Source organism: Actinoplanes sp. NPDC026670 (assembly GCF_040638175.1).
Taxonomy (GTDB): Bacteria; Actinomycetota; Actinomycetes; order Mycobacteriales; family Micromonosporaceae; genus Actinoplanes.
Map to the genome: position 1 here is coordinate 165,947 of NZ_JBEZXU010000016.1, position 20,162 is coordinate 186,108.

The window sequence follows — 20,162 nt, forward strand, 5'->3', positions numbered from 1 at the left end:
GTTGAGAGATTTCGCCGGGAAGCAGATTGAGCATCTGGAGTCCGGCATATGGAGTTTGTGCTTAGGTTGCCCGGCCTCGTGCCGACTCTCCTGGCTGGCCAGGTCGCCGTGGAACGGCGCCCCTCGTCCTTCTAGTCAGGAGTCTCGATGCCGACAGACGACACCCGATCGCCGTGGGCGGTTCTGCGGACCGGCAACGCCCGGTACGTGGAGGGGCGGAGCACCGCCGATGCGCGCCGTGGCTCGCAACGCCGGTCGGAGCTGGTCGGCGCCCAGACGCCGACGGCGATCGTGCTCGGCTGCGCCGACTCGCGGGTGCCGGTCGAGATCCTCTTCGACCAGGGCCTGGGTGACCTCTTCGTGGTCCGCACCGCCGGGCACGTCGTCGACGGCGCCGTTCTCGGCTCGATCGAGTACGCCGTGCAGCAGCTCGACGTGCCCTCGATCGTGATCCTCGGGCATGACGGGTGCGGCGCGGTGGCCGCGGCGATCGCCATGGTCGACGAAGGCATGGTGCCGTCCGGCTGCATCCGTGAGGTCGCCGAGCGCATCGCCCCGGACGTCGTCCGGGCCCGGCTCGACGGGGCCGAGACGTTCGAGGCGACGGTCGAGCAGCACGCGTGCCACACCGCGGAGCTGCTGTCCGAGCGCTCGTCCCTGATCGACGGCGCCGTCCGGGCCGGCCGGCTGACGGTGACCGCCGCCCGGTACTCGCTCAGCACCGGCCTGGTCACCGAGGCGGTCCCGCTGCGACGGCTGCTGCCGGTGTGACGTGACGGAGCCCGCGGCCTGTCCGGCGGGACAGGCCGTGCGGCGGACCGGTCGGCAAACCGGCACCAGAGCCGCGGTGCGATCGGCGGCGTTCAGGCCGGCCCGGCGAACGCTGACCACCGGATCCGGCCCGGTCAGCCGAGATCTTCGGGCTCGCCGGCATCGTCGCGCGGGCATCCGCCGGTCAGGGCGGACAGTTCGTGGCGGATCTGCTCGGCCCGGTGCCAGTCGCTTGCCTCGTCGTAGTGATCGGCGGCCCGGCGCAGATATCCGATGGCCGCCGTGCTGTCTCCCCGGCGCAGGTAGGCCCGTCCCAGGTTGGCGAGCGTCACGCCCTCGGCCTCCCGGTAGCCCGCCGCGCGCAGGACGTCGAGAGCGGTGTGCAGGCTGACGAGGGCCTCCTCCACCGCACCGGTCTTCAGCTGCAGTGCGCCGATGGTGTCCAGCGTGTTGCCCTCCCCGGCCAGGTCGCCGGTCCGGCGATGCAGCGCCAGCGCGAGCCTCAGACACCGGTCGGCCTGGCCGGTCTCACCCATTGCGGTCAGCGTGCCGCCGAGATTGTTCAGGATGAAGCCGAGCCGTGCCGTGTCTCCGCTGCTCGTCCGCAGCCGCACGGCCCGCTCGAACGCCGCGCGGGCTTCCGGCAGGCGGTTCTGCTCGGCCAGGAGACGGCCCAGGTTGGTCAGAGCGCCGGCTTCGGCGTCGGCCTGCCCGCCTTCGCGGAACAGCGCGACCGCACGAGACAGGTGTTCGGCCGCCTTCGTCAGCCGGTGTGCCGTCGCGTACGCGATTCCGGCGCTGTTGTGCAGCGCTGCCTGCGCCGGCGGGCTACCGACCCGCTGCGCCGCGCCGAGCCCGATCCGATAGATCTCGAGGCTGTCCGGGCCGTCACCGCGAAGCTGGAAGTACGGCCCCAGCAGGTAGGCCAGCTGCCAGGCGGGTTCGTCCAGGGCGGCCGCGGCGGCGGAGCGGACCAGCGCGACGAGGCCGGGGCGTTCCGCGTCCAGGAACGTCAGTGCCGACTCCCAGGTGACGGGGAACTCCGGCGGGACGGGCGGATCGGGTGGGGTGACCGGCAGCGTCCGCCGGTGCGGTGCGAGAAGCGCGTGGGCCGCGTGGAGCACGCCGAGATACCAGCCGTACAGCCTGGCGCGGGCCGCTTCCCGGTGCGCGGCCGGCTCGTCGGTGGACAGCCGTTCCCGCGCGTGCAACGCGATGAGGTCGTGCATCCCATACCGGCCGGGTTGGCCCTCCTCCACGAGGTGCGCGTAGGCCAGCACCCGCATCAGCGCCTGGGTCTCGTCGACGCTCCGGCCGGCCAGCGCGGCCGCGGCCGTCATCGACAGGGCCGGGCCGGGACCGAGGCCCGACAATCGGAAGAGGCGGGCGGCCGGGGGCGCCAGTTTCGCGTACGAGAGATCGAAGGCTCGTCGCACCGCGGCGTGGGGATCGCCGTCGACGCTCCAGGCGGAAAGGCCGGTTGCGGCCGCCTCCTGCAGGTAGGAGGCGATGGGCCGGCCCGGGTCGTCGGCGAGATTGGCCGCCGCGATCCGCAGCGCCAGCGGGAGGTGACCGCAGGCGCGGGAGAGCGCGTTCGCCGCGCCCGGGTCCTGGTCCATGCGCTCGGTGCCGAGGAACGCTCGCAGCAGGCCCATCGCGTCGGTCACGGGCAGGGGACCCAGCGTGATCCGGACGGTCTTCCCGGCCGCGGGCAGATCGGCCAGCCGGTTGCGGCTGGTGATCACCACGACGCATCGGGGCCCGGCGGGCAGCAGCGGCCGGATCTGTTCGACGCCGGCGGCGTTGTCGAGCAGGATCAACATTCGCCGCCAGCCGACGGCCGCCCGGAATCTCGCCGCCGCCGTAGCCGTGTCGGCGGGCCGGTCGGCGACGGGCACGCCGAGCGCCCGGAGCAGCTTGGCCAGGACCTCGGCGGGCGGCAGGAGCGCCTCGGCGGAGAACCCACGCAGGTCGACGAAGAGCTGGCCGTCGGTGAATTGGCTCCGGGCGGCAGCCGCCCAGCGCAGAACGAGGGCGGTTTTGCCGACCCCCGCCGTCCCCTCGACGGTGACGACTGCGGCACCGGCGCCGGCCTCGGCGAGCGCGGCGAGATCGCCCTCCCGGCCGAAGAAGTGCCGCGGCGCGGCGGGGAGCTGAGCCGGCACCACCGGGGACGCGAGCGGAGCGGATCCGCTCGCGGCGAGCGGCGGGTCGATCTCCGGATCACGGCAGAGCACGGCCTCGTGCAGGCGGCGCAGGCCGGGACCCGGCGCGATGCCCAGATCGCCGGCCAGCCGGGCCAGGGCGCGGCGGTAGACCTCCAGAGCGTCGGTCTGCCGGCCCGAACGGTACAGCGCCAGCATGAGCAGCGAGACCAGCCGCTCACGGTACGGATGATCCGCGACCAGGTCGGTGAGCGCCGGAACCGCCTGGTCATGCCGTCCACAGGCGAGCTCGGCCGCGAAGAGATCCTCGGCGGCGCCCAGGCGTGCCTCGGTCAGGCCCTCGCCCACCCGATCCCGCAGCCGGTCGGAGGCGATGTCCGTCAGCAGGTTCCCGCGCCACAGCCCCAGCGCCTCGCGCAGGATCCGGCTGCGGCGGTCCGGGCCGGCCACCTGCGCGGCGGTTCGCACCAGGGCGGTGAACCGGTGTGCGTCCACCCGGTCCGGCGCCACCTCCAGCACATAGGCCGAGCCCTGGCGGCGCAGTCGTACGTCGGTCAAGGCGGACAACGAGCCGCGCAACCGCGAGACATGACTGCGCAGCATCGCCTCGGCGCGGACCGGCGGCTCGCCGTCCCAGAGCAGGTCGGCCAGGCGGTCCGCGGCCATCAGCCGGCCCGGCTCCAGCAGCAGCAGGCCGAGCAGGCAGCGCTCGCGCCGGCGCGGGCAGAGCCGGACGGGCTCGTCCCCGTCGCGGACGACCAGTGGCCCGAGCACGAAGAAGTCCATAGCGACCTGAGTCTATGAAAGCGGTGCACGCGTGATCACCGGGAGTGATCATGTCCAAGGTCTGTCAACAGCCGTCCCGCACTCTCGAGCGACGGGGACGTCACGGGGGCGTTCCACGATCCGTCTGTGAAAGGGCATGGCATGAGACGACTCACATCGAAGGTAACGGCCGGCCTGTTCGGCCGGTTCGTCCCGCGGGCGGACGCACATGCCGCCTGCTGCGGAAGCTGCTGTGGGACAGGCATCTACCGGTGTACGACCTACGGCGCCGAGCAGCTCTACAACTGCTACACGGAGACCTTCGAGGGCTGCTACGTCTACCGGCAGGTCTGGCGCAACGCCGGCTTGTGCTGAGCAGTCGCCGGCCCGGCGTCCTGTGCGGCCGGGCCGGCACCTCCGACGGGAAGTGATGGTCACGATGTATCTCTCGACGGCCTGCCGGGTCCTGCTCGGCGCCGTGTTCCTGGCGGCGGCCTTCGGCAAGCTGAGGTCCCGCCCGGCGATACGCGACTTCACCGGGTCGCTGCACCAGCTGAGCCTGATGCCCGCCCGGATGGTGGCGTCCGTCGCGGTCGCTCTGGGCCTCACCGAGGCGGCTGTGCCCGTGCTGCTCATCGCCGACGGCACCGCCACTGCCGGCTTCACCGTCGCGCTGGGCCTGCTCGGCGTGCTGACGGCTGGGGTCGCCGTCGTTCTGGTGCGGGGCAAGCCCGCGCCGTGCCGCTGCTTCGGCCACCGGGAGTCCCCGCTCAGCCGCCGGCACCTGCTGCGTAACGGCCTGCTGGCGGGCGCGGCCGTGATCGGCCTGGCCGGACCGGCAGGCAAGGGAACGGACCCGGCCGGGGTGCTCGTAGCGGCCGTCGCCGGCCTCACCGTCGCCGCGCTGATCATCTGCCTCGACGACCTCATCGAACTGTTCACCGCCGTGCCGTCGCCCCGGCACTCTACGACGACAAGGACTACCGATGACGTACCTACTCGCCGCCGTGTTGCTCCTCAGCCTGGTCACCGCCCTGAACCTGCTGCTCACGCTCGGCGTGATTAGGCGCCTGCGCACGCACACGGCGATGCTCGCCGCCGGCGGTGGCACCGTCGCCCCGCCGGGCCTGATTCCCGCCGGCGAGCGCGTCGGCGGCTTCACGGCCACCACTGTCGACGGCGAACCGGTGAGCCGTGACGTGCTGACCGGCGACACCGTGGTCGCCTTCATGAAGCCCGGCTGCCCGCCGTGCGAGGAGAACCTTCCCGCGTTCCTGCAACTGGCCGGCGACACCCCAGGCGGGCGGCACCGGGTGCTCGCCGTGGTGGCGGGCGCCGCCGCGGAGGCCGCGCCGATGGTGGCACAGCTGGGTCCGGTCTCGCAGGTGCTGCTCGATCCGGAGGACGGCCCGATGGCGCGGGCGTTCGAGGTGTCCGGCTACCCCGCCTACTACGTCATCGGCGAGACCGGCGTCGTACGGTCGTCGGCGTATCGCCCGCAGCAGATCCAGATCGCGGCGCTCGCATGACCGTCGCCGCGAACGCCGAGAAGGCGGCGCTGAGCCACCTCCCGGCCGCGTTGGGGCTGGTCTGGCGCCCGGCCCGGTGGGGTGTGACGGCCTACGTCCTGGTGACGGCGGCAGGCGTGGCGGCGCCGGTGGCCGCGGCCTGGCTCACCAAGGCGATCCTGGACCGGGTCACCCGCCCGCCGGTCGCGGCCTCGGCGGTGCTCGGTCTCGCGCTCGGGCTGGCCGTGACCGCGGCCGGCACCGCCGTCCTGCCCCAGCTCAACCGCTATCTCCAGGCCCGAATCAGCCGCCGGTCCGGCCTGCTCGCCCAGGATCGGCTCTACGCCGCGGTGGAGCGCCAGCAGGGACTGCGGAACTTCGAGGACCCGCGTTTCCTGGACCGGCTGCGGATGGCTCAGCAGGCGGAGAACGCACCCGCCCTGGTCTTCGACAGTGTTCTCGGACTGCTCGGCGCGGTGGCGCTCGTGGCCGGCTTCGTGGTCTCGCTCGCCGCGCTGAGCCTGCCGATGACCGTGCTGTTGATGGTCTCGGCGGTGCCGGGCCTGATCGCGCAGCTGTGGCTGGCCCGCCGGCAGGCCGCCGCGTACTGGGAGATCAGCCCCCGGCACCGGCGGGAGATGTTCTACGCGACCCTGCTGACCGACGTGCAGGCGGCGAAGGAGATCAGGCTCTTCAGCGCCGGCGATTTCCTGCGGGGCCGGATGCGCGCCGAGCGACTCGCCGCGCACTCGGTCGAGGACCGATTGGACCGGCGCACCCTGGTCGTACACGGTGGACTGGCTCTGACCGCCGCGGTGGTGGCGGGCGCGGGGCTGCTGTGGGCGGTCCGCGCGGCGGCCGGCGGACGGCTCAGCGCCGGCGACGTCACGATGTTCATCGCCGCGGTGGCCGGCGTGCAGACCGCGTTGGGCCGGGGGATCTCGGACGCCGCCCGGGTGCAGCAGTCGCTGTTGCTCTTCGCGCATCACGCCGCTGTCCGGAGCCATCCCCCCGATCTCCCGCGAGCCGTTCCGGCCCGCGGGGTGCCACCGCTGAGGTGCGGGATCGAACTGCGGGACGTCTGGTTCCGGTACGGCCCGGAGCACCCGTGGGCGCTGCGCGGAGTGAACCTGACGATCCCGTTCGGCGGATCGGTGGCGCTCGTGGGCCGCAACGGATCGGGTAAGAGCACGCTGGTCAAACTGCTCTGCCGGTTCTACGACCCCACCCGCGGGGCGGTTCTGTGGGACGGCGTCGACATCCGGGAGTTCACCATCGAGGAACTGCGCGCCCGGCTCAGCGTCGTGTTCCAGGACTACATGAACTACGACCTCTCCGCCGAGGAGAACATCGCCCTGGCCGACGTGGCCGGAGAACAGGAGACAAGCCGTGTCCAGGAGGCCGCGGACCGCGCCGGGATCCACCACGTCCTCAGCCGGCTGCCGCACGGGTACTCCACCCAGCTCACCCGGAGCTTCGCCGGCGAGGCCGGCCCGGACGCCGGCGTGGTGCTCTCCGGCGGGCAGTGGCAGCGGGTAGCCCTGGCTCGCGCGCTCGTCAAGGGCGGACCGGACCTGCTGATCCTCGACGAGCCCAGCTCCGGACTGGACCCCGAGGCCGAACAACAGATCCACCGCCGGCTCGCCCGGCATCGGCAGGGTCGTACCAGCCTGCTCATCTCACACCGGCTCAGCGCGGTGCGTGATGCCGACCGGATCGTGGTCCTGGACGACGGCGTCGTCGCGGAGACCGGCCACCACGACTCCCTGCTCGCGGCCGGTGGTGTCTACTCCGGCCTGTTCACTCTCCAGGCCGAGGGCTACCGGGAGACGGTGCGGCGATGACCGGATGGATGCTGCTCACCGGGGTGCTCGGCACGGCAGGCCTGCTCGGTGCGGCGGTCCAGGTCCAGCGCCGGTGGCTCGTCCTGATCACCGTCCGCGGCGCGAGCATGCTCCCTGCTCTGCGCGACGGTGATCGCCTCCTGATCCGGCGGATGTCCGGCGCCCGGGTCCGGCCAGGGCAGATCGTGGTGCTGGAACACCCGGACAGCGACGACGGCGGTTACCGGGCCACGGCCGCGACCGGCGTGCGGGACCGGCGCACCTGGATGATCAAACGGTGTACCGCGGTGGCCGGCGATCCGATTCCGCCGGGTCTGCCAGGACGGTGCCACACCCCGGACGGCCGGGTGCCCGCGGGCGCGCTCACGGTGCTGAGCGACAACCCGACGCATCCCAACGACTCCCGGCGGTTCGGCTTTCTCCCGTACGACAGGGTGCTGGGGGTGGCCAGGGCGCCGTATCGCAGGCCAGCCGATGGGCGCCCTCGATAGCGACCAGCCCGCCGAGCCGGTTGCGGCTGGTGACCAGCACCATGACGCCCGGGTCACCGGGCAGCAGCGGGCGCACCTGTTCCGGATCCCGGGCGTCGTCGAGGACCAGCAACAGCCGCCGGCCGGCCACCGAACTGCGGTAGAGGCCGGCGGCCTGGTCCACATCGGCGGGAACCAGGTCCGCAGGCAGACCGAGAGCCTTCAGGAGTACGGTGAGCGCCTCGATCGGCCGCAGCGCTGACGCAGCCGTACGCCCACGCAGGTCGACCTGGAGCTGGCCGTCGGGGAAATGCTGTCGCGCCCGGCGACCCCAGTGCACGGCCAGGGCCGACTTGCCGGCGCCGGCTGCGGCCGAGATGACCACCACGGTCGGCCCGAGGCCACTGGCATGTGCTGCCAGGATCGCGTCGAGCCGCCGCAGAGCGTCCGGCCCACCGGTGAACGGGCCGGCGGGCGCGGGTGGCCGGGCCGTCGGATCGTCCTGGGCGATCCACGCATGCAGCCGGCGCAGGTCCGGCTCCGGTTCCAGCCCGAGTCGCTCGCCGAGGAGGTCGTGGGTCCGCCGGTAGACGGCCAGAGCCTCAGCCTGCCGCCCGTCGTGGTGCAGCGCGAGCATCAGCGCACCGACCAGCCGCTCCCGTTGCGGCTGCCGGCGTACCGGATCGGCCAGCGCGGCGATCACCTCAGACGCCCGGCCGCAGGCCAGCTCGGCGTCCGCCCAGGACTCCAGCACCGACAGGCGCAACTCGTGCAGGCCGGTCGCGGCACGTGTCCGTACCCGCTCGGAGGCGACGTCGGCGAGAAGCGGGCCGCGCCACAACCGCAACGCCTCGCTGAGCAACGCCGCCCGTCCGGCCACCTCCGCGGTGGTCCTCGCCCGCTCGTACAGCTCCCGGAACCGGCAGACATCCACGGTGGCGCCGCCGACGTCGATCAGATAGCCGTCACCGATCCGCACGATGCGTACGCCCGAGCGGCCATCGCGGTACGGGTCGAGAAGCGACCGCAGCCGGGCGATGTGGGTCATGACTGTGCCCCGTGCCGTAGCGGGAGGGTCGCCGTCCCACAGGAGATCAACGAGCCGGTCGAGCGGAACCACCTCGCCGGCGTCGAGCAGCAGGAGGCCGAGCAGGCAGCGCTCCCCACGGCGCCTGCCCAGTGCGATCCGTTCCGATCCGCGCAGCACTTCGAGCGGACCGAGGATTCGAAACTCCATGTCCACTGCAGAATATCGCCGCCGGTCACCCTGCTCGCCGCACCGGGCGAGCACGAGACCACCGCCCGATACGAGGTGCGCTTCGGTGAGAACGTCGAGGAGACGGCCCGCCATATCCGGGAGCCGGCGGCGGAAAGTTACTCTACGTCAGGGTTGGAGGTCAGGAGCCAGGTGAGGGGCTGAGGCCCGGCGGGGTCGAGTTCGTACTCGCCGACGTCGTTCAGAACGTGCCGGTGCACGGTCGCTCCACCGTCGCGCTCGACGACCCAGTATCGCGGAATGCCGGCTTTTGCGTACTCGGCCTTCTTGATGATCCGGTCAGTGACCTCGGACCCGCCGGAGACGACTTCGACGGCGAGGAGCAGCCCGGACGTGCCCGCGTAGCTTGAGCGGGCGCGACGCGGAGGCATGCCTCTGGCCCACACCGTCAGATCGGGAACGCGGCCGCCGCCGACGTCGATGCCGCAGTCGGCGGCGAGCTGTTCGGCTTCATAGCCGTGGCTGGCGAGCCAGAAGATCATGCGCATCACCAGTAACGCGTGTTCCGGGTCCGCGGGGGGCATGATCGAGAGCACTCCCTCGGGACTCAGCTCGTATCGGTGGTTCTCGTCGGCGGCTGCCATGCTGGCGACGTCGTCCAGGGTCACATGCGTCGGCATCTTCGCGCCGAAAGCCTGAGCGCTCACCGTGCCCCCTCTGCGATTCCCGAAGCCGACCACAGCCCTTGGTTTCGTTCTACGATACCTGCGCGCCGACCGCCGGACGGGATCGACATGTGCACCGTGTGCAAGGCCGCGCCCGCCGAGTCGGAGGCGATTTGTACGTTACAACGTACAAACTCGGGGAGGGTTCATGAAGGTCATAACCGCGTCCGACCTGCGCGCCAATCTCGCCAACCTGTTCGACGCCATCGAACACGACGCCGAGGACCTTGTAGTCACCCGAAGCGGGCGCGAGCCGCTGGTGATCATGCGGAAGAGTGAGTACGACGCCTGGCGGGAGACCGAGTACCTGTCCCGTGCTGCCAACGGCCGCGAGCTACGACGCCGGACGGCGGAGATGGACGCGGGCGAAGGTGTCGTGTCGGGGATATCGCCGACCCGGAACTGACCTCACGGCTGGGCGTCTTCGATCCGGTCACAACGCAAGTAGGCGAGCAGGTCTCGTTGCTCGGACTCAGGTAGGGCAGCGAACGATTGGTACGCCGTCTGCCTTGCGTACGACGTCTTCGCGGCCAGCAGAGAAATGATTGCCGCCCAGGCCAGAGACAGCCGGTGGATCCGATCCGCGCGGAGGACGGGGAGGCGGGTCAGATCCCCCAGCAGACTCGCCGCGCTCTCGTCGTTCGCGGCCCTGTCACCCAGTTCGAAAACGGCCTTCCCCCGGTACGGGCCACCAGCTCGGATGAGGTCGGCCAGTGCCGTATTGCTCATCTCTCGGACCGGTGGCACGGGAAGTTTCGGCGGTACAGGCAGGGTCATGGTTCCTCTCCGAAGATATTGCGGTACTCCTCGCGGACAAGGTCTCTGAGCTTTGCGGCCGAGTCATGGTCACCGATCGACTCGGCGTACCGGATCTCCTGCTCGCAGGCATGAACCTCGTTCGCGTATCGCACATGGGGGTCCTCGAACCAGCCTCGCATGCCGGCCCACCCGGCGGCCTGGTCGTCGCGCATGTGTTGCATCTCGTGCAGTAGCGCGCCGTAGGACGCGTCCGGGTCGAGAATCAGAACACCAGGTCGACCGGGGGAAGGACTCGGTCCATAGGCGAGCCCACCGGATCGGAAGGTGATCTCGACTCCGGCGGCCTCTGCCTCGCGTACGGCCTCGTCCCACTCGCCCGGGTGCGTTTCTCGTGCCGGTCCCCAGCGCGCCAACGGATCAGCCTCAGAGTGGTGGAGGTATCGCTGTCGCTCGTTCGGGTCTGGAGCGGTCGGGTCGGTGCGGGCCAGGTCGTGGGTTCGGGTTCGTAGCCGGGTGAAGATGTCGCTGAGGTTGCCGAGCATCGGGTGCAGTTGGCGGAGGCTGGTGAGCAGTGCTCGGACGAAGTGCTGGATCTTGTTGGCCCAGGTGGAGACGAGGGTGGCGACCTGCCCGGCGACGACAGGGGTGGCGATGCCGAGGGTGAGTCCTTCTGCGGCGAGCCATTGGGGTAGGCGGACGGCGAGGGTGCCGATGAAGGCGGCGATCAAATCGCGGACGATGCCGCGGACCAGGGCGACGAGTAGGCCGGCGCCTTCCACGGCGTACGAGATGCCTTGTGCCGCGGTGGACAGCGTTTCCAGGACTTGCAGGTGGGCGTCGGCGTGCCGGCGGTAGGCGTCGCCGGAGGCGCCGAACCAGCCGGCGACCTCGGTGCGGAGCTGGTCGGTGTATTGCTGGCGGGCTTGTGCGGTGAACGTGGCGACGTTGGCCCAGGTTGCGGCATGGGCGGCGACTTCGTCGGCGTTGCCGGCGAGCCAGTCCAACGCTTCTTTGAGCGGCTTGACATGTTCCATCAGCCAGGCGACGCCCCAGGAAGCCAGCGTGCCCAGCGGGTCGATGGCCAGCGACAGCGTGTCGAGGGTGGCACCGACGCCGCCGAGGGCCGGATCGACCCAGCTGTGGTTGCGGATGCCGTTGGTGATGTCGGCGGTGTCCTCGACCAGGCCCAGGCCGGTGTACCAGGTGGTCGAGTCGTGGCTCCCGGCCACCAGCGGGTTGCTGCTCACGGCGGTGGTCTCGTGGGCCGGGCGGCGTTACGGATGGTGTCGCCGGCAGCGGTGTCGGTCGCGGTGATGTCGGCAGCCGCCGCGCGTAGGTGGTGTGCGGTCTCCCGCAGCGACTCGCCGGTGTCGGCGAGGGCGCCGACGGCCTCGGCGAAGATCGGGTTCAGCAGGCCGGGCAGGAACTGGCACAACTGCCCGTAGGCGTCCCGGTCCATGGTGATCTCGCGGACTGCGGACCGGGCCTGCTCGACGGCGCCGGCGACCGCGTCAGTGCTGGCGGCATGCCCGAGCACGTCTTCAGCCGGAAAGCGCAGCAGCTCTTCACCAGGCACGGCGATCGGGGCGCTCGTCGTCGGGCGGTGCGGGAAACCGGGTCGTGAAGGAGTGGAGGACCGCCTGCCCGGTTTCGGTGTCCAGGCCGACGGTCTGGCGGACCTGCTCGGTGACCTGCGCCGCGAGGTGGGCCTGGGCCTGCCGGATCAGGGTCGTGATGTGCCGGCTCAGGTCAGCACCGGTCGTCTGCAGGGCTTGATCGTCAAGCCCGAGCGATTCCAATGCCCCGGAGGATCCAACCGTGACGGTGATGGATCCGTCGCGGCTGCGCGCGTTGCCGGTCAGTGCTGCCACTCGGCGAGACAGTTCGACGGTGCGAGAAGCCTGGGCATCGACTCCAGCCACCCAGGAGTCCAGCCACTCCTCGGCGGCATCGAGGTTCTCTATGGCACACAACCTATGGATGTCGATGACTCTGCGGCAACCCGGTGCAAGGTCCTCCTTGTCAACGCAGTGCAGGTCTGCCGCCGGGCGCTCAGGCGGAGCCGTCCGGTCGATGACATGGGCGGCGACGTCGACGATTTTCTGGACATCACGGCCGGCCGAGACCGAGACGCGAGCCATGTGCGCCGCGCTGCGGAGGTTCGGCAGCGCCCGCCGGCGGCTTGACGCGCATCCACAACCGACTCCGGTGTGATACGCAACCGTCGTGGATCGGCGTGTCGTCCAGGAAGTCCCGCCGGTCAGCAGGGTACGGGGCGAGTCGCGCGCCACTAGCGTTCACATCCCGGCGTCCGCGGTCACGCTGTCATCGTCATCAGCGCCGGGACGGCCGGTGGTGTTGTGGGTCTGGAGGCTGAGACATGTATGCCGTCGTTGATCTAGAGACGACCGGAATCCGGACCAGTTGGCACGACCGGGTCTTGGAGATCGCTGTCGTACGCCTCGACGAGACGGGCCGTACCGTCGACGAGTGGTGCACGCTGGTGAACCCCGATCGGGACCTCGGGCCACAGGAGATCCACGGCATCACCGCCGCCGAGGCCCGTCGCGCACCGCGGTTCGCCGACCTCGCCGGGCAGATCGTCGAGCGCCTTGCCGGGCACACGGTCGTGGCGCACAACCTGATCTTCGACGCCGGTTTCCTCACCGCGGAGTTCGCAAAACTCGGCTACCAGGTGCCGGTCGAAGCGGGCCGGGGCCTGTGCACCATGCGGTTGGCCGGGCATTTCCTGCCCGCTGCGGCGCGCAGTCTGCAGGCCTGCCGGTCGGCCGCGGGCCTCGGCCTTCATCGGGCGCACTCCGCTCTCCACGACGCCCGGGCGGCCGCCGAACTGTTCGCGTTCTATCTGCGGCAGGCGGGACACCCGGCGCCCTGGGCCTCGCTGGTGCACGAGGCGCAGCGGGTACGGTGGCCGGCCGTGGTGGGCAACGGCCTTGCCCCGGTGACACGTCGCCGCGCGGAAGACCGGGAGCCGCACTTCCTGACCCGCTTGGTCGACAGGCTGCCCCGGTTGCGGGATCCACAGGAAGACGCGTACCTTGACCTGCTCGACCGCGCGCTGCTCGACCGGCACATCTCGGCGATTGAGGCCGATCAACTCGTGGCGACCGCCGACAGGTTGGGCCTGGCCCGCGCCGACGTGGAGGCGCTACACCGGGGATATCTGACGAGTTTGGCCGTCGTCGCCCTGCAGGACCAGATCCTGACCGCGGCGGAACGACGTGACCTCGACGCCGTCGCTGGACTGCTCGGCCTCACCGCCGGTGACGTCGACCGCTCACTGGCCGATGCCGACGGGGCGGCGGGTGCCCGCGAGCGGTGGCGGTTGAGCGCCGGTGATCTCGTGGTCTTCACCGGCAGCATGACTCCAACCCGGGAGGTATGGGAGGACACCGCCAGGCGGCACGGCCTGGACGTCGGCGGCAACGTCACCAAGAAGACCCGCCTGCTGGTCGCTGCCGACCCCGACACGATGTCCGGCAAGGCGAAGAAGGCGCATCAGTACGGCGTCCCGATCGTCCACCCCACCGCCTACCGAACGATGCTCGACGAGATGCTGGTGGCTGCGAGAGTGTGAGGCCGGGCGGACCACCGAGCGCAGCGTGGTGGCTCGGGTAGCCGCGGGTGTGGCTGGCAGAACTTCCGCATGCTTGGTCGGGATCTCGTCCTCGTGCTGCGTTACGGCAAGGCGGTGATGTACGGCTTTCACACGCTGCTCGGCGCACTGGGCGGGCACGAGACCGCCACCCGCTACGAGGTGCGCTTCGGAGTGTCGAGGAGGCGGCCCGCCATATCCGTGAGGCCGGCGACGTCCGTACCCTCGTGCTCTGGTCGTTCTTCTCCCTACCGCGACGCGACCGGAACCTGATCAGAACCGGCAAGGCCTCTCACTCTCCGAGATTGACCGAAATGCCCGTTATTGCCGGCTGCGGGAGCGCCCACTGTGCGCTCCCGCACGGGCACTCAGTTGGACCAGGTGTATCCGGCCATGGCTGCGCCCGGACTGGCGAGGAGGGCCGCGATGGCGGCGATCAGGAAGGTGGTAATGGTCAGGACCACGGTTCGCAGACGCACATTGACTCCTCACGTCGAGGTGATCGTGCCGGTAAGGGCTGACGTTACCGAACCGTCGGGGACGTCAAAACCCCTTGCCGAGGCCCGCGGATCGTACCTGCGTGGCTCCGGACACCAACCGGCCAATATAAGCCGCACGCCTGGACCCGCGATATGGCGAGAACTTGCTACTTCGGCCGCCGGTGTTCGCTGGCTACCGTCCTGACAGCTCGGCGCCGGGGAGACGCGCCGGCGTACCGGAAGGGCGTGAGGGCCGTGTTGCGCAGTGTTCGTCGGCTGGTTGTCGTGGTGGTGGGGCTCTGCGGTCTGCTGGCCGTGTCCAGCAGCGCCGCCCAGGCCATGATCACCTGGAACCACAGTGAGCCGGTCCGGTTGCGGTAACGCGTCTCGTCCGCGATCCGCCCGATGACAGGCAGCCGTTGGCGCCAGTGGCGTGTCGCTCGCCGGCTCGAGCTGGCCCGCTACTGGCACCGGCACGCCGACCTGGACGCGGCGGCCCGGCAGGCCGGTCACGCGTTGCGGCTCGTCGCCGCCGGGACGGTGCCGGTGCCGGCTCAGGCCGAAGCCGCCCTGACTGCGGCCGTGATCGACCGCGACCGCGACGAGGCCACCGCCAGCCATGCCCACCTCACACATGCGGTGCGTCTGCTCGACGCGGCTCCGCCGACCCCTCGACGGAACACGTTGCTGATGTGCGCGTTGACGGCCCTCGGCGACGGGCACCGGCGCGGCGGCCGGTATCCGCAGGCCACCGCCACGCTGCGGCGGGCCCGCGCGCTGGTCGAGGCGGAGACAACACCCGATCCCCGGCAACTGGCGGCGGTGCTGACCGTACTCGGCATCACCGCCAAGGAGCTTGGTGCGTACGGGCCGGCGGCGCGCTGCTACGCGCAGGTCGAGGCCCTGTACCGGGGGCGCACCGTCGCGCCGGCCGATCAGGCCACGCTTCACCACAACCTGGCCGGTCTGGCGTACGCGCAACGGCAGTTTCCGCAGGCGGAGACACATGCCCGCCGTGCCGTGCGGGTGCGCGGGCGCCAGCGTGCGGCCAAGGTCGAGCTCGCCGCCGATCTGTCGATCCTGGGTGCCGCGATCGCCGCCCAGGACCGCCACGACGAGGCCCGCGAGCACCTCCGTCGCGCCCTGGCCATCTGCGCGGGGGTCCGTCCGCCACCGCGGTACGAGATCGCCGTGCACCTGCACAACCTCGCCGCCGTCGACCACGCAGAGGGGCATCTCGACGCCGCCGAACAGGGCTATCGACACGCCCTCGCCATCAAGGAGCACCTTCTCGGTGCCGACCATCCGGAGATAGGGATGATCTGCAACAACCTGGGGACCCTGCTGCACGACCAGGGCCGCCGCGACGAAGCTCGCGGCTGTTATCTGCGTGCATCGGCCATCGCCGAGCACACTTACCCGGCCGGCCATCCGACCACCATGGCCATTCACCACAACCTGCGCCGGCTCACCGATGTGGCCCCGGAGAACCCGGCGACCACCCGCCCGGCTGGAGAGCCGTGATGGTCATCGCCCGCCGGTCCCGGCCCTGCCCGCGTCGCGACAGTTCCACAGCGGCCGCATTCACCATCTTGGCTCTCGCCGCCGCGTTGCTTCCGGCAGATCCTGCCGACGCCGCTGCGGTAGGAGTCGTCTCCCTCGACGACGCGGCAGGACAGGTGGCCTACGACTCGGCTGCAGGCGTCGCCAGCGATCTCACCGTCACGGTCAGCGGCTCGTCAATCCTCGTCGACGACATCGTGCCGCTGCGAGCGGGCGCCGGCTGCGTCCATCCCGACTCGACCGATCTGTCCGTCGTCGGCTGCCCGTCCGCGGCGCTGCAGCTGATCCGGTTGAACCTCGGCGACCTCGATGACATCGCCCGCCACCGGACGCCTCATCCGGTCCACGCCTACGGCGGCGCGGGAAACGACCGCCTGTACGGGAGCACCGGCGCCGATCTGCTGGACGGCGGCTACGGAGACAACGAACTGTACGGCGATGCGGGCGACGACCGGCTCCAAGGCGACAACGGACACGATGTCCTCTCCGGTGGCAGCGGAGCGGATGCGGCCAACGGCGGGTCGGGCAACGACTATCTCGTCGGCGGGGACGGCGACGACACGTTGGAAGGCATGGCCGGAAAAGACACCATTGACGGCGGTACGGGCGATGACCGTCTCTGGGGCAACGGCGACAGCGACAGTGTCTACGGCGGTCCGGGTGCCGACCAGATCAACGGCGGCAACGGCAACGTCAACTCGTTGTTCCACGAATACGGCGACGACACCGGCGACATCCTCGACGGCGGGGAAGGCGACGACATCGTGGACGGCGAGCAGTCCCGCGACGTGATCACCGGCGGCGCCGGCAATGACACCCTCCGCGGCGGGTCGGGACCCGTCGACGACGACACCATCAACGGCGGCCCGGGGCTGGACCACATCTCAGGCGGCTACGGGCACGACACGCTGTACGGCGACGGGGACGCCGACGTGATCAGCGGCGACCCCGGCGACGATCTGCTCGACGGCGGCGACGGCGACGACACACTCACCGGGGGCGCGGGGATGGACCGCCTGCTCGGCGGAGACGGCGCCGACGATCTGGCCGGTGGAGCGGACGCCGACACCCTTCGCGGCGGAAACGGCAACGACTGGCTCGCCGGCGACGACGGCGACGACAACCTCGGCGGCGAGGCCGGGGCGGACCAGCTCAAGGGGGGCGCCGGTGCCGACCGGATGACCGGTGGCACCGACCCGGACAACCTGACCGGCGGCGATGGCGACGACATCCTGTTCGGCAACGCCGGGAACGACACGCTGTACGGCCAGAACGGCGTCGACTGGATCAGCGGCGGCACCGAGGCCGACTCGGCGTACGGCGGGACCGGCAACGACCTGATCGTCGGCGAGGTCGGCGACGACTGGCTCTTCGGCGAGTCCGGCAACGACACCGTCAACGGCGATGCCGGACAGGACAATGTCGACGGCGGCCAGGGCATCGATCTCCTGTACGGCGGCACCGACGGCGATACGCTGCGCGGCGGCTCCGGCGACGACACCGCCTACGGCGAGGACGGCAACGACTCGCTCTACGGCGAACCCGGCGACGACGAACTGAACGGGGGCTCCGGCACCGACCTGCTCGACGGCGGCACCCACGCCACATCCGACACCTGCGTAGCCGGCGAAACGCTTGTCGGTTGCGAACGCTGACCAGCCGCATCGGAGCGCCGTGGGGCCGCCCTCGAGATCACCCGAGGATGTATCTGTGCGTGCTGGTTCAAGCGTCGACTACTTCCTGTCTGAGCGGCCGCCGGCGTCAGCCGGGTCCTGATCACCACGATCGCGGTTCTGCTGTCGGGCGCCTGCTGCATCCCACGCACCGAGGAACTGCGGTTCGCATGGCCAGGTCCCGATTCGCACCATGAGTAAGGGCTGAACCGATGGACCGTAGACGGCGTGTACCGCTTTGAGGGGTGCGTAGCAGCTCCAGGCGGGAGATCCATGTCTGCCATCGGCATGCCCAGCTTTGCGACCAGACGCTCCCTGGCCTGCTCGTGCTTCGGAGGTAGTCAGGTGCCAAGAGAATCAGTCGAGTCGCAGCGTACGGGAGGGCTAGGCCTTTTCCTGTTCGCGGCGCCGGCCGTGGTGGAGTCCAGCGCGGCGGCGCTGGCTGCCGCGATGTTCGCGGAGATCGCGGCCGCATCGCCTTTGGGCCGGATCGGCACGATTGCTGTCGGCGTTGCGGCAGCCGTGCTGTCGGCGTTCGGCGCGGTTCTTGCCTTTCGACGTACGGTTGGTGCCTTGGCCACGGTTGTCGCCCTCGGGCTGGGTGTCGTCGGCGGACTCCTGGCGCTGATCGCTTTCGCTTTCCTCTTCGCCGGTGGAGCATCGCTGATCTTCGGCGTCCTACTGGTGCATGCGGTGTTCTCGATCGCGATGATCGCCCGCGCGGCGACGCACTCCCGATCGGAAGGAGCGACGCCGTGAACAGCGACGTGCGACCAGAAGGCCTGCAGCTACTGCATCAGCGGGTCAGCCGGTTGCAACGGCTGGCGGGTGAACTGACCGCAGCGATCCCGCAACAGTCCGAGGGTAGCGACTCGACTGGACGGGTATCCGTATTCATCGGCCTGGCTGGGCTCCCCGTCGAGATCCGGGTCCATGAGGGCTGGGAACGTCGACTCGGACCGGAAGAACTCGGCGCGGCGGTCATGGACGCGTACGACGATGCCGTCCGCCGGGCTATGCATGCCTGGGCTGGTCGTCTCGACGACGCCCGGTGGTGGAGGCGGCAACGGGACGTGGAGGAGGAACCGGACGCAAGCAGCACCCCGCTTCCGCCGTTGCCGATGGACGGCCGGGTACGCGCGAACGTCCAGTTCAGCGAACCGGTCCTCCAGGCTTTGCACGCGTCCGGCCGTCGCGTGGCGGAGCCGACGGCCTCGGCCGAAGCGTCCGACGACGGAGGCAACACCATCATCCGGCTCGGTGCGGGCGGTCTGACCGGCTGTGAGATATCGCCGGACTGGGCACGCAACCGAGAAGGAGCGACGATCAGTGCCGCTCTGGCGAGGGCTCTCATGAACGCCAGCCGTCAAGTGGCCGAGATGAGGCGGGAGTTGCACCCGGGCCTCGATATGGGTCTCAGTGATGCCTTAGCGACCCTTTCGGCGTTGTCGGACCATTCGCCGAATCGAGGTGATCAGAGATGAGTCTGCCCACCCCGGACGAAGTGTCGGCCGCGACGAGCGTGCTACGCAGCGAAGCCAGCCAGTGGGAGGAACAGGCCGGACGCCTCAGCGCTCTGAGTACCCAGGCGAGCGGCATGGAGTTCGGCAGACTGGAGGCGGGCCTCTTCCAAGTAATGGTCGGTCCTTACAACGATGTCATCCGGGCCGTCTCCAGCCGCTGTGCTGAGGGGGCGATCGCCATGACAGACATCGCGGCGACACTCCGTAGAGCTGCGGACACCTACGAAGCCGAGGATCGAACAGGCGCACATCAGATCAAGGACATCTACTGACGGGGAGATCAGCGGTGTTCAGTCAGGCGCAGTACGAAGCTGTCATCCAGGAGATCGATCAGGGGACCAGGACACTTCAGGCCAAGCTCGCCGAGGTGAAACCTGCCGCGCGGGAGGCGACCGATCGGTGGTGGATCGATCCGGTGTCCGCTGAAGCGATCAACTGGGTCGCGGACAAGACCGTCGAGATCGGTACCACGATGCTCGAATGGATCATTGACGTCCTCAAGGGCGCGACCGCCCCGATCTGGATGTTCGTCGACTCCTATCATTGGACTGACCTTCGCGCGGCGGCGAACGCCGTATCCACTGATCTGGCGATGCAGAACCTGGTCATCGACGACTCCGACTGGTCGGGCAACGCCCGTGACAGCTACCTTGTCGTTGCTGGCGCGCAGGCCGGAGCCGCGGCCCGGGTGGGCTCGATCGCGACGACAACCTCCACGACGCTCGCCGGTTGCGCGGCAGCGGGACTGCTGTTCTACATCGCCGTGGCAGCGGTCCTCGCCAAACTGACCGCCGCGACGGTGGCCGCCATTGCGGCGTTCGGCTCGGCGGTCTTCTCCTGGGTCGGGGCTGCACTGGTCATCGAGGAAGCCGGTTTCAACACCGCAGTACTCGCCGGTGCGTCGGCCACGCTTGCCACGTTCCTCGCCGCCCAAGCCGGGGCCATGTCCGTTCTACACGGGGAAGCGGTGGACCCAGGCGGATTCCCGGGCGGCAACTGGCCGCGGTCGAACAGCGAGCAGTACAGCGACGCGACCGTCGGTGACGGCGACGCTGACTGGTCGCTGAAGGAGGACTGACGTCTTT

Annotated in this window: 21 protein-coding genes and 1 pseudogene; 15 read left to right on the top strand and 7 right to left on the bottom strand. The window is 70.3% G+C overall.

From position 1 onward, the window contains the following. The first annotated feature begins 147 nt into the window (after window positions 1-147). Window positions 148-771, top strand: coding sequence for a carbonic anhydrase (locus tag AB0E94_RS17990; protein ID WP_360327354.1), 624 nt, complete (start codon window positions 148-150; stop codon window positions 769-771). Between the two features lie 134 nt (window positions 772-905). Here AB0E94_RS17990 and AB0E94_RS17995 read toward each other — a convergent pair whose 3' ends face one another. After that, the gene (locus AB0E94_RS17995; RefSeq protein ID WP_360327355.1) at window positions 906-3,722 is read right to left on the bottom strand and encodes a BTAD domain-containing putative transcriptional regulator; all 2,817 of its coding nucleotides are present in this window, start codon (window positions 3,720-3,722) and stop codon (window positions 906-908) included. A 141-nt stretch (window positions 3,723-3,863) separates the two neighbouring features. On the opposite strand from AB0E94_RS17995, the gene AB0E94_RS18000 reads away from it, so the two are divergent. The 5 genes from AB0E94_RS18000 (at window position 3,864) to AB0E94_RS18020 (ending at window position 7,544) form a co-directional block, all read left to right on the top strand. Further along, the gene (locus AB0E94_RS18000) at window positions 3,864-4,076 is read left to right on the top strand and encodes a hypothetical protein (RefSeq protein WP_360327357.1); all 213 of its coding nucleotides are present in this window, start codon (window positions 3,864-3,866) and stop codon (window positions 4,074-4,076) included. Window positions 4,077-4,140: 64 nt separating this feature from the next. Beyond that, the gene (locus tag AB0E94_RS18005) at window positions 4,141-4,767 is read left to right on the top strand and encodes a MauE/DoxX family redox-associated membrane protein (protein ID WP_360327358.1); all 627 of its coding nucleotides are present in this window, start codon (window positions 4,141-4,143) and stop codon (window positions 4,765-4,767) included. Further along, window positions 4,688-5,230 (top strand): TlpA disulfide reductase family protein, encoded by a 543-nt coding sequence (locus tag AB0E94_RS18010; protein WP_360327360.1) that lies wholly within the window; start codon window positions 4,688-4,690, stop codon window positions 5,228-5,230. The genes AB0E94_RS18005 and AB0E94_RS18010 overlap by 80 nt, the downstream gene beginning before the upstream one ends. Continuing rightward, entirely contained in the window at window positions 5,227-7,053 is a 1,827-nt protein-coding gene (locus tag AB0E94_RS18015; RefSeq protein WP_360327362.1) for an ABC transporter ATP-binding protein, read from the top strand. Before AB0E94_RS18010 ends, AB0E94_RS18015 begins: the two co-directional genes overlap by 4 nt. Window positions 7,054-7,061: 8 nt before the next feature. Then, window positions 7,062-7,544, top strand: coding sequence for a S26 family signal peptidase (locus AB0E94_RS18020; protein WP_360327409.1), 483 nt, complete (start codon window positions 7,062-7,064; stop codon window positions 7,542-7,544). 499 nt (window positions 7,545-8,043) lie between these two features. Here AB0E94_RS18020 and AB0E94_RS18025 read toward each other — a convergent pair. Both AB0E94_RS18025 and AB0E94_RS18030 read right to left on the bottom strand, forming a co-directional pair. Then, a pseudogene (locus tag AB0E94_RS18025) lies at window positions 8,044-8,874 on the bottom strand (AfsR/SARP family transcriptional regulator); the annotation flags it as partial. Window positions 8,875-8,897: 23 nt separating this feature from the next. Next, window positions 8,898-9,446, bottom strand: a complete 549-nt coding sequence (locus AB0E94_RS18030; RefSeq protein WP_360327364.1) for a Uma2 family endonuclease — start codon at window positions 9,444-9,446, stop codon at window positions 8,898-8,900. A gap of 166 nt (window positions 9,447-9,612) precedes the next feature. Between AB0E94_RS18030 and AB0E94_RS18035 the strand changes: the two genes are divergently transcribed. Beyond that, entirely contained in the window at window positions 9,613-9,870 is a 258-nt protein-coding gene (locus AB0E94_RS18035) for a type II toxin-antitoxin system Phd/YefM family antitoxin (protein WP_360327366.1), read from the top strand. Window positions 9,871-9,872: 2 nt separating this feature from the next. Here AB0E94_RS18035 and AB0E94_RS18040 read toward each other — a convergent pair whose 3' ends face one another. Genes AB0E94_RS18040 through AB0E94_RS18055 form a run of 4 tightly spaced genes read right to left on the bottom strand, consistent with a single transcriptional unit; the run spans window position 9,873 to window position 12,364 of the window. Next, entirely contained in the window at window positions 9,873-10,241 is a 369-nt protein-coding gene (locus AB0E94_RS18040; protein ID WP_360327368.1) for a hypothetical protein, read from the bottom strand. After that, entirely contained in the window at window positions 10,238-11,470 is a 1,233-nt protein-coding gene (locus tag AB0E94_RS18045; RefSeq protein ID WP_360327370.1) for a hypothetical protein, read from the bottom strand. Before AB0E94_RS18045 ends, AB0E94_RS18040 begins: the two co-directional genes overlap by 4 nt. Continuing rightward, the gene (locus AB0E94_RS18050; RefSeq protein ID WP_360327371.1) at window positions 11,467-11,799 is read right to left on the bottom strand and encodes a hypothetical protein; all 333 of its coding nucleotides are present in this window, start codon (window positions 11,797-11,799) and stop codon (window positions 11,467-11,469) included. The genes AB0E94_RS18045 and AB0E94_RS18050 overlap by 4 nt, the downstream gene beginning before the upstream one ends. After that, window positions 11,789-12,364, bottom strand: coding sequence for a YbaB/EbfC family nucleoid-associated protein (locus AB0E94_RS18055; protein WP_360327373.1), 576 nt, complete (start codon window positions 12,362-12,364; stop codon window positions 11,789-11,791). Before AB0E94_RS18055 ends, AB0E94_RS18050 begins: the two co-directional genes overlap by 11 nt. A 239-nt stretch (window positions 12,365-12,603) precedes the next feature. Between AB0E94_RS18055 and AB0E94_RS18060 the strand changes: the two genes are divergently transcribed. The 8 genes from AB0E94_RS18060 to AB0E94_RS18095 all read left to right on the top strand — a co-directional run bounded on the left by AB0E94_RS18060 (window position 12,604) and on the right by AB0E94_RS18095 (window position 20,155). After that, entirely contained in the window at window positions 12,604-13,821 is a 1,218-nt protein-coding gene (locus tag AB0E94_RS18060; protein ID WP_360327375.1) for an exonuclease domain-containing protein, read from the top strand. Window positions 13,822-14,564: 743 nt separating this feature from the next. Beyond that, entirely contained in the window at window positions 14,565-14,699 is a 135-nt protein-coding gene (locus AB0E94_RS18065; RefSeq protein WP_360327376.1) for a hypothetical protein, read from the top strand. A 24-nt stretch (window positions 14,700-14,723) separates the two neighbouring features. Next, window positions 14,724-15,842 (top strand): tetratricopeptide repeat protein, encoded by a 1,119-nt coding sequence (locus tag AB0E94_RS18070; protein WP_360327377.1) that lies wholly within the window; start codon window positions 14,724-14,726, stop codon window positions 15,840-15,842. Next, window positions 15,842-17,536 carry a calcium-binding protein gene (locus AB0E94_RS18075; RefSeq protein ID WP_360327378.1) on the top strand — a complete coding sequence of 565 codons (1,695 nt, stop codon included), beginning with the start codon at window positions 15,842-15,844 and terminating at the stop codon, window positions 17,534-17,536. The genes AB0E94_RS18070 and AB0E94_RS18075 overlap by 1 nt, the downstream gene beginning before the upstream one ends. A 432-nt stretch (window positions 17,537-17,968) precedes the next feature. Beyond that, window positions 17,969-18,313 carry a hypothetical protein gene (locus AB0E94_RS18080; protein WP_360327379.1) on the top strand — a complete coding sequence of 115 codons (345 nt, stop codon included), beginning with the start codon at window positions 17,969-17,971 and terminating at the stop codon, window positions 18,311-18,313. Continuing rightward, a complete protein-coding gene (locus AB0E94_RS18085; RefSeq protein WP_360327381.1) occupies window positions 18,310-19,038 on the top strand; it encodes a hypothetical protein in 729 nt (242 codons plus the stop codon). The genes AB0E94_RS18080 and AB0E94_RS18085 overlap by 4 nt, the downstream gene beginning before the upstream one ends. Continuing rightward, a complete protein-coding gene (locus AB0E94_RS18090; RefSeq protein ID WP_360327383.1) occupies window positions 19,035-19,349 on the top strand; it encodes a type VII secretion target in 315 nt (104 codons plus the stop codon). The genes AB0E94_RS18085 and AB0E94_RS18090 overlap by 4 nt, the downstream gene beginning before the upstream one ends. A gap of 14 nt (window positions 19,350-19,363) precedes the next feature. After that, entirely contained in the window at window positions 19,364-20,155 is a 792-nt protein-coding gene (locus AB0E94_RS18095) for a hypothetical protein (protein ID WP_360327385.1), read from the top strand. Window positions 20,156-20,162 lie beyond the last annotated feature (7 nt).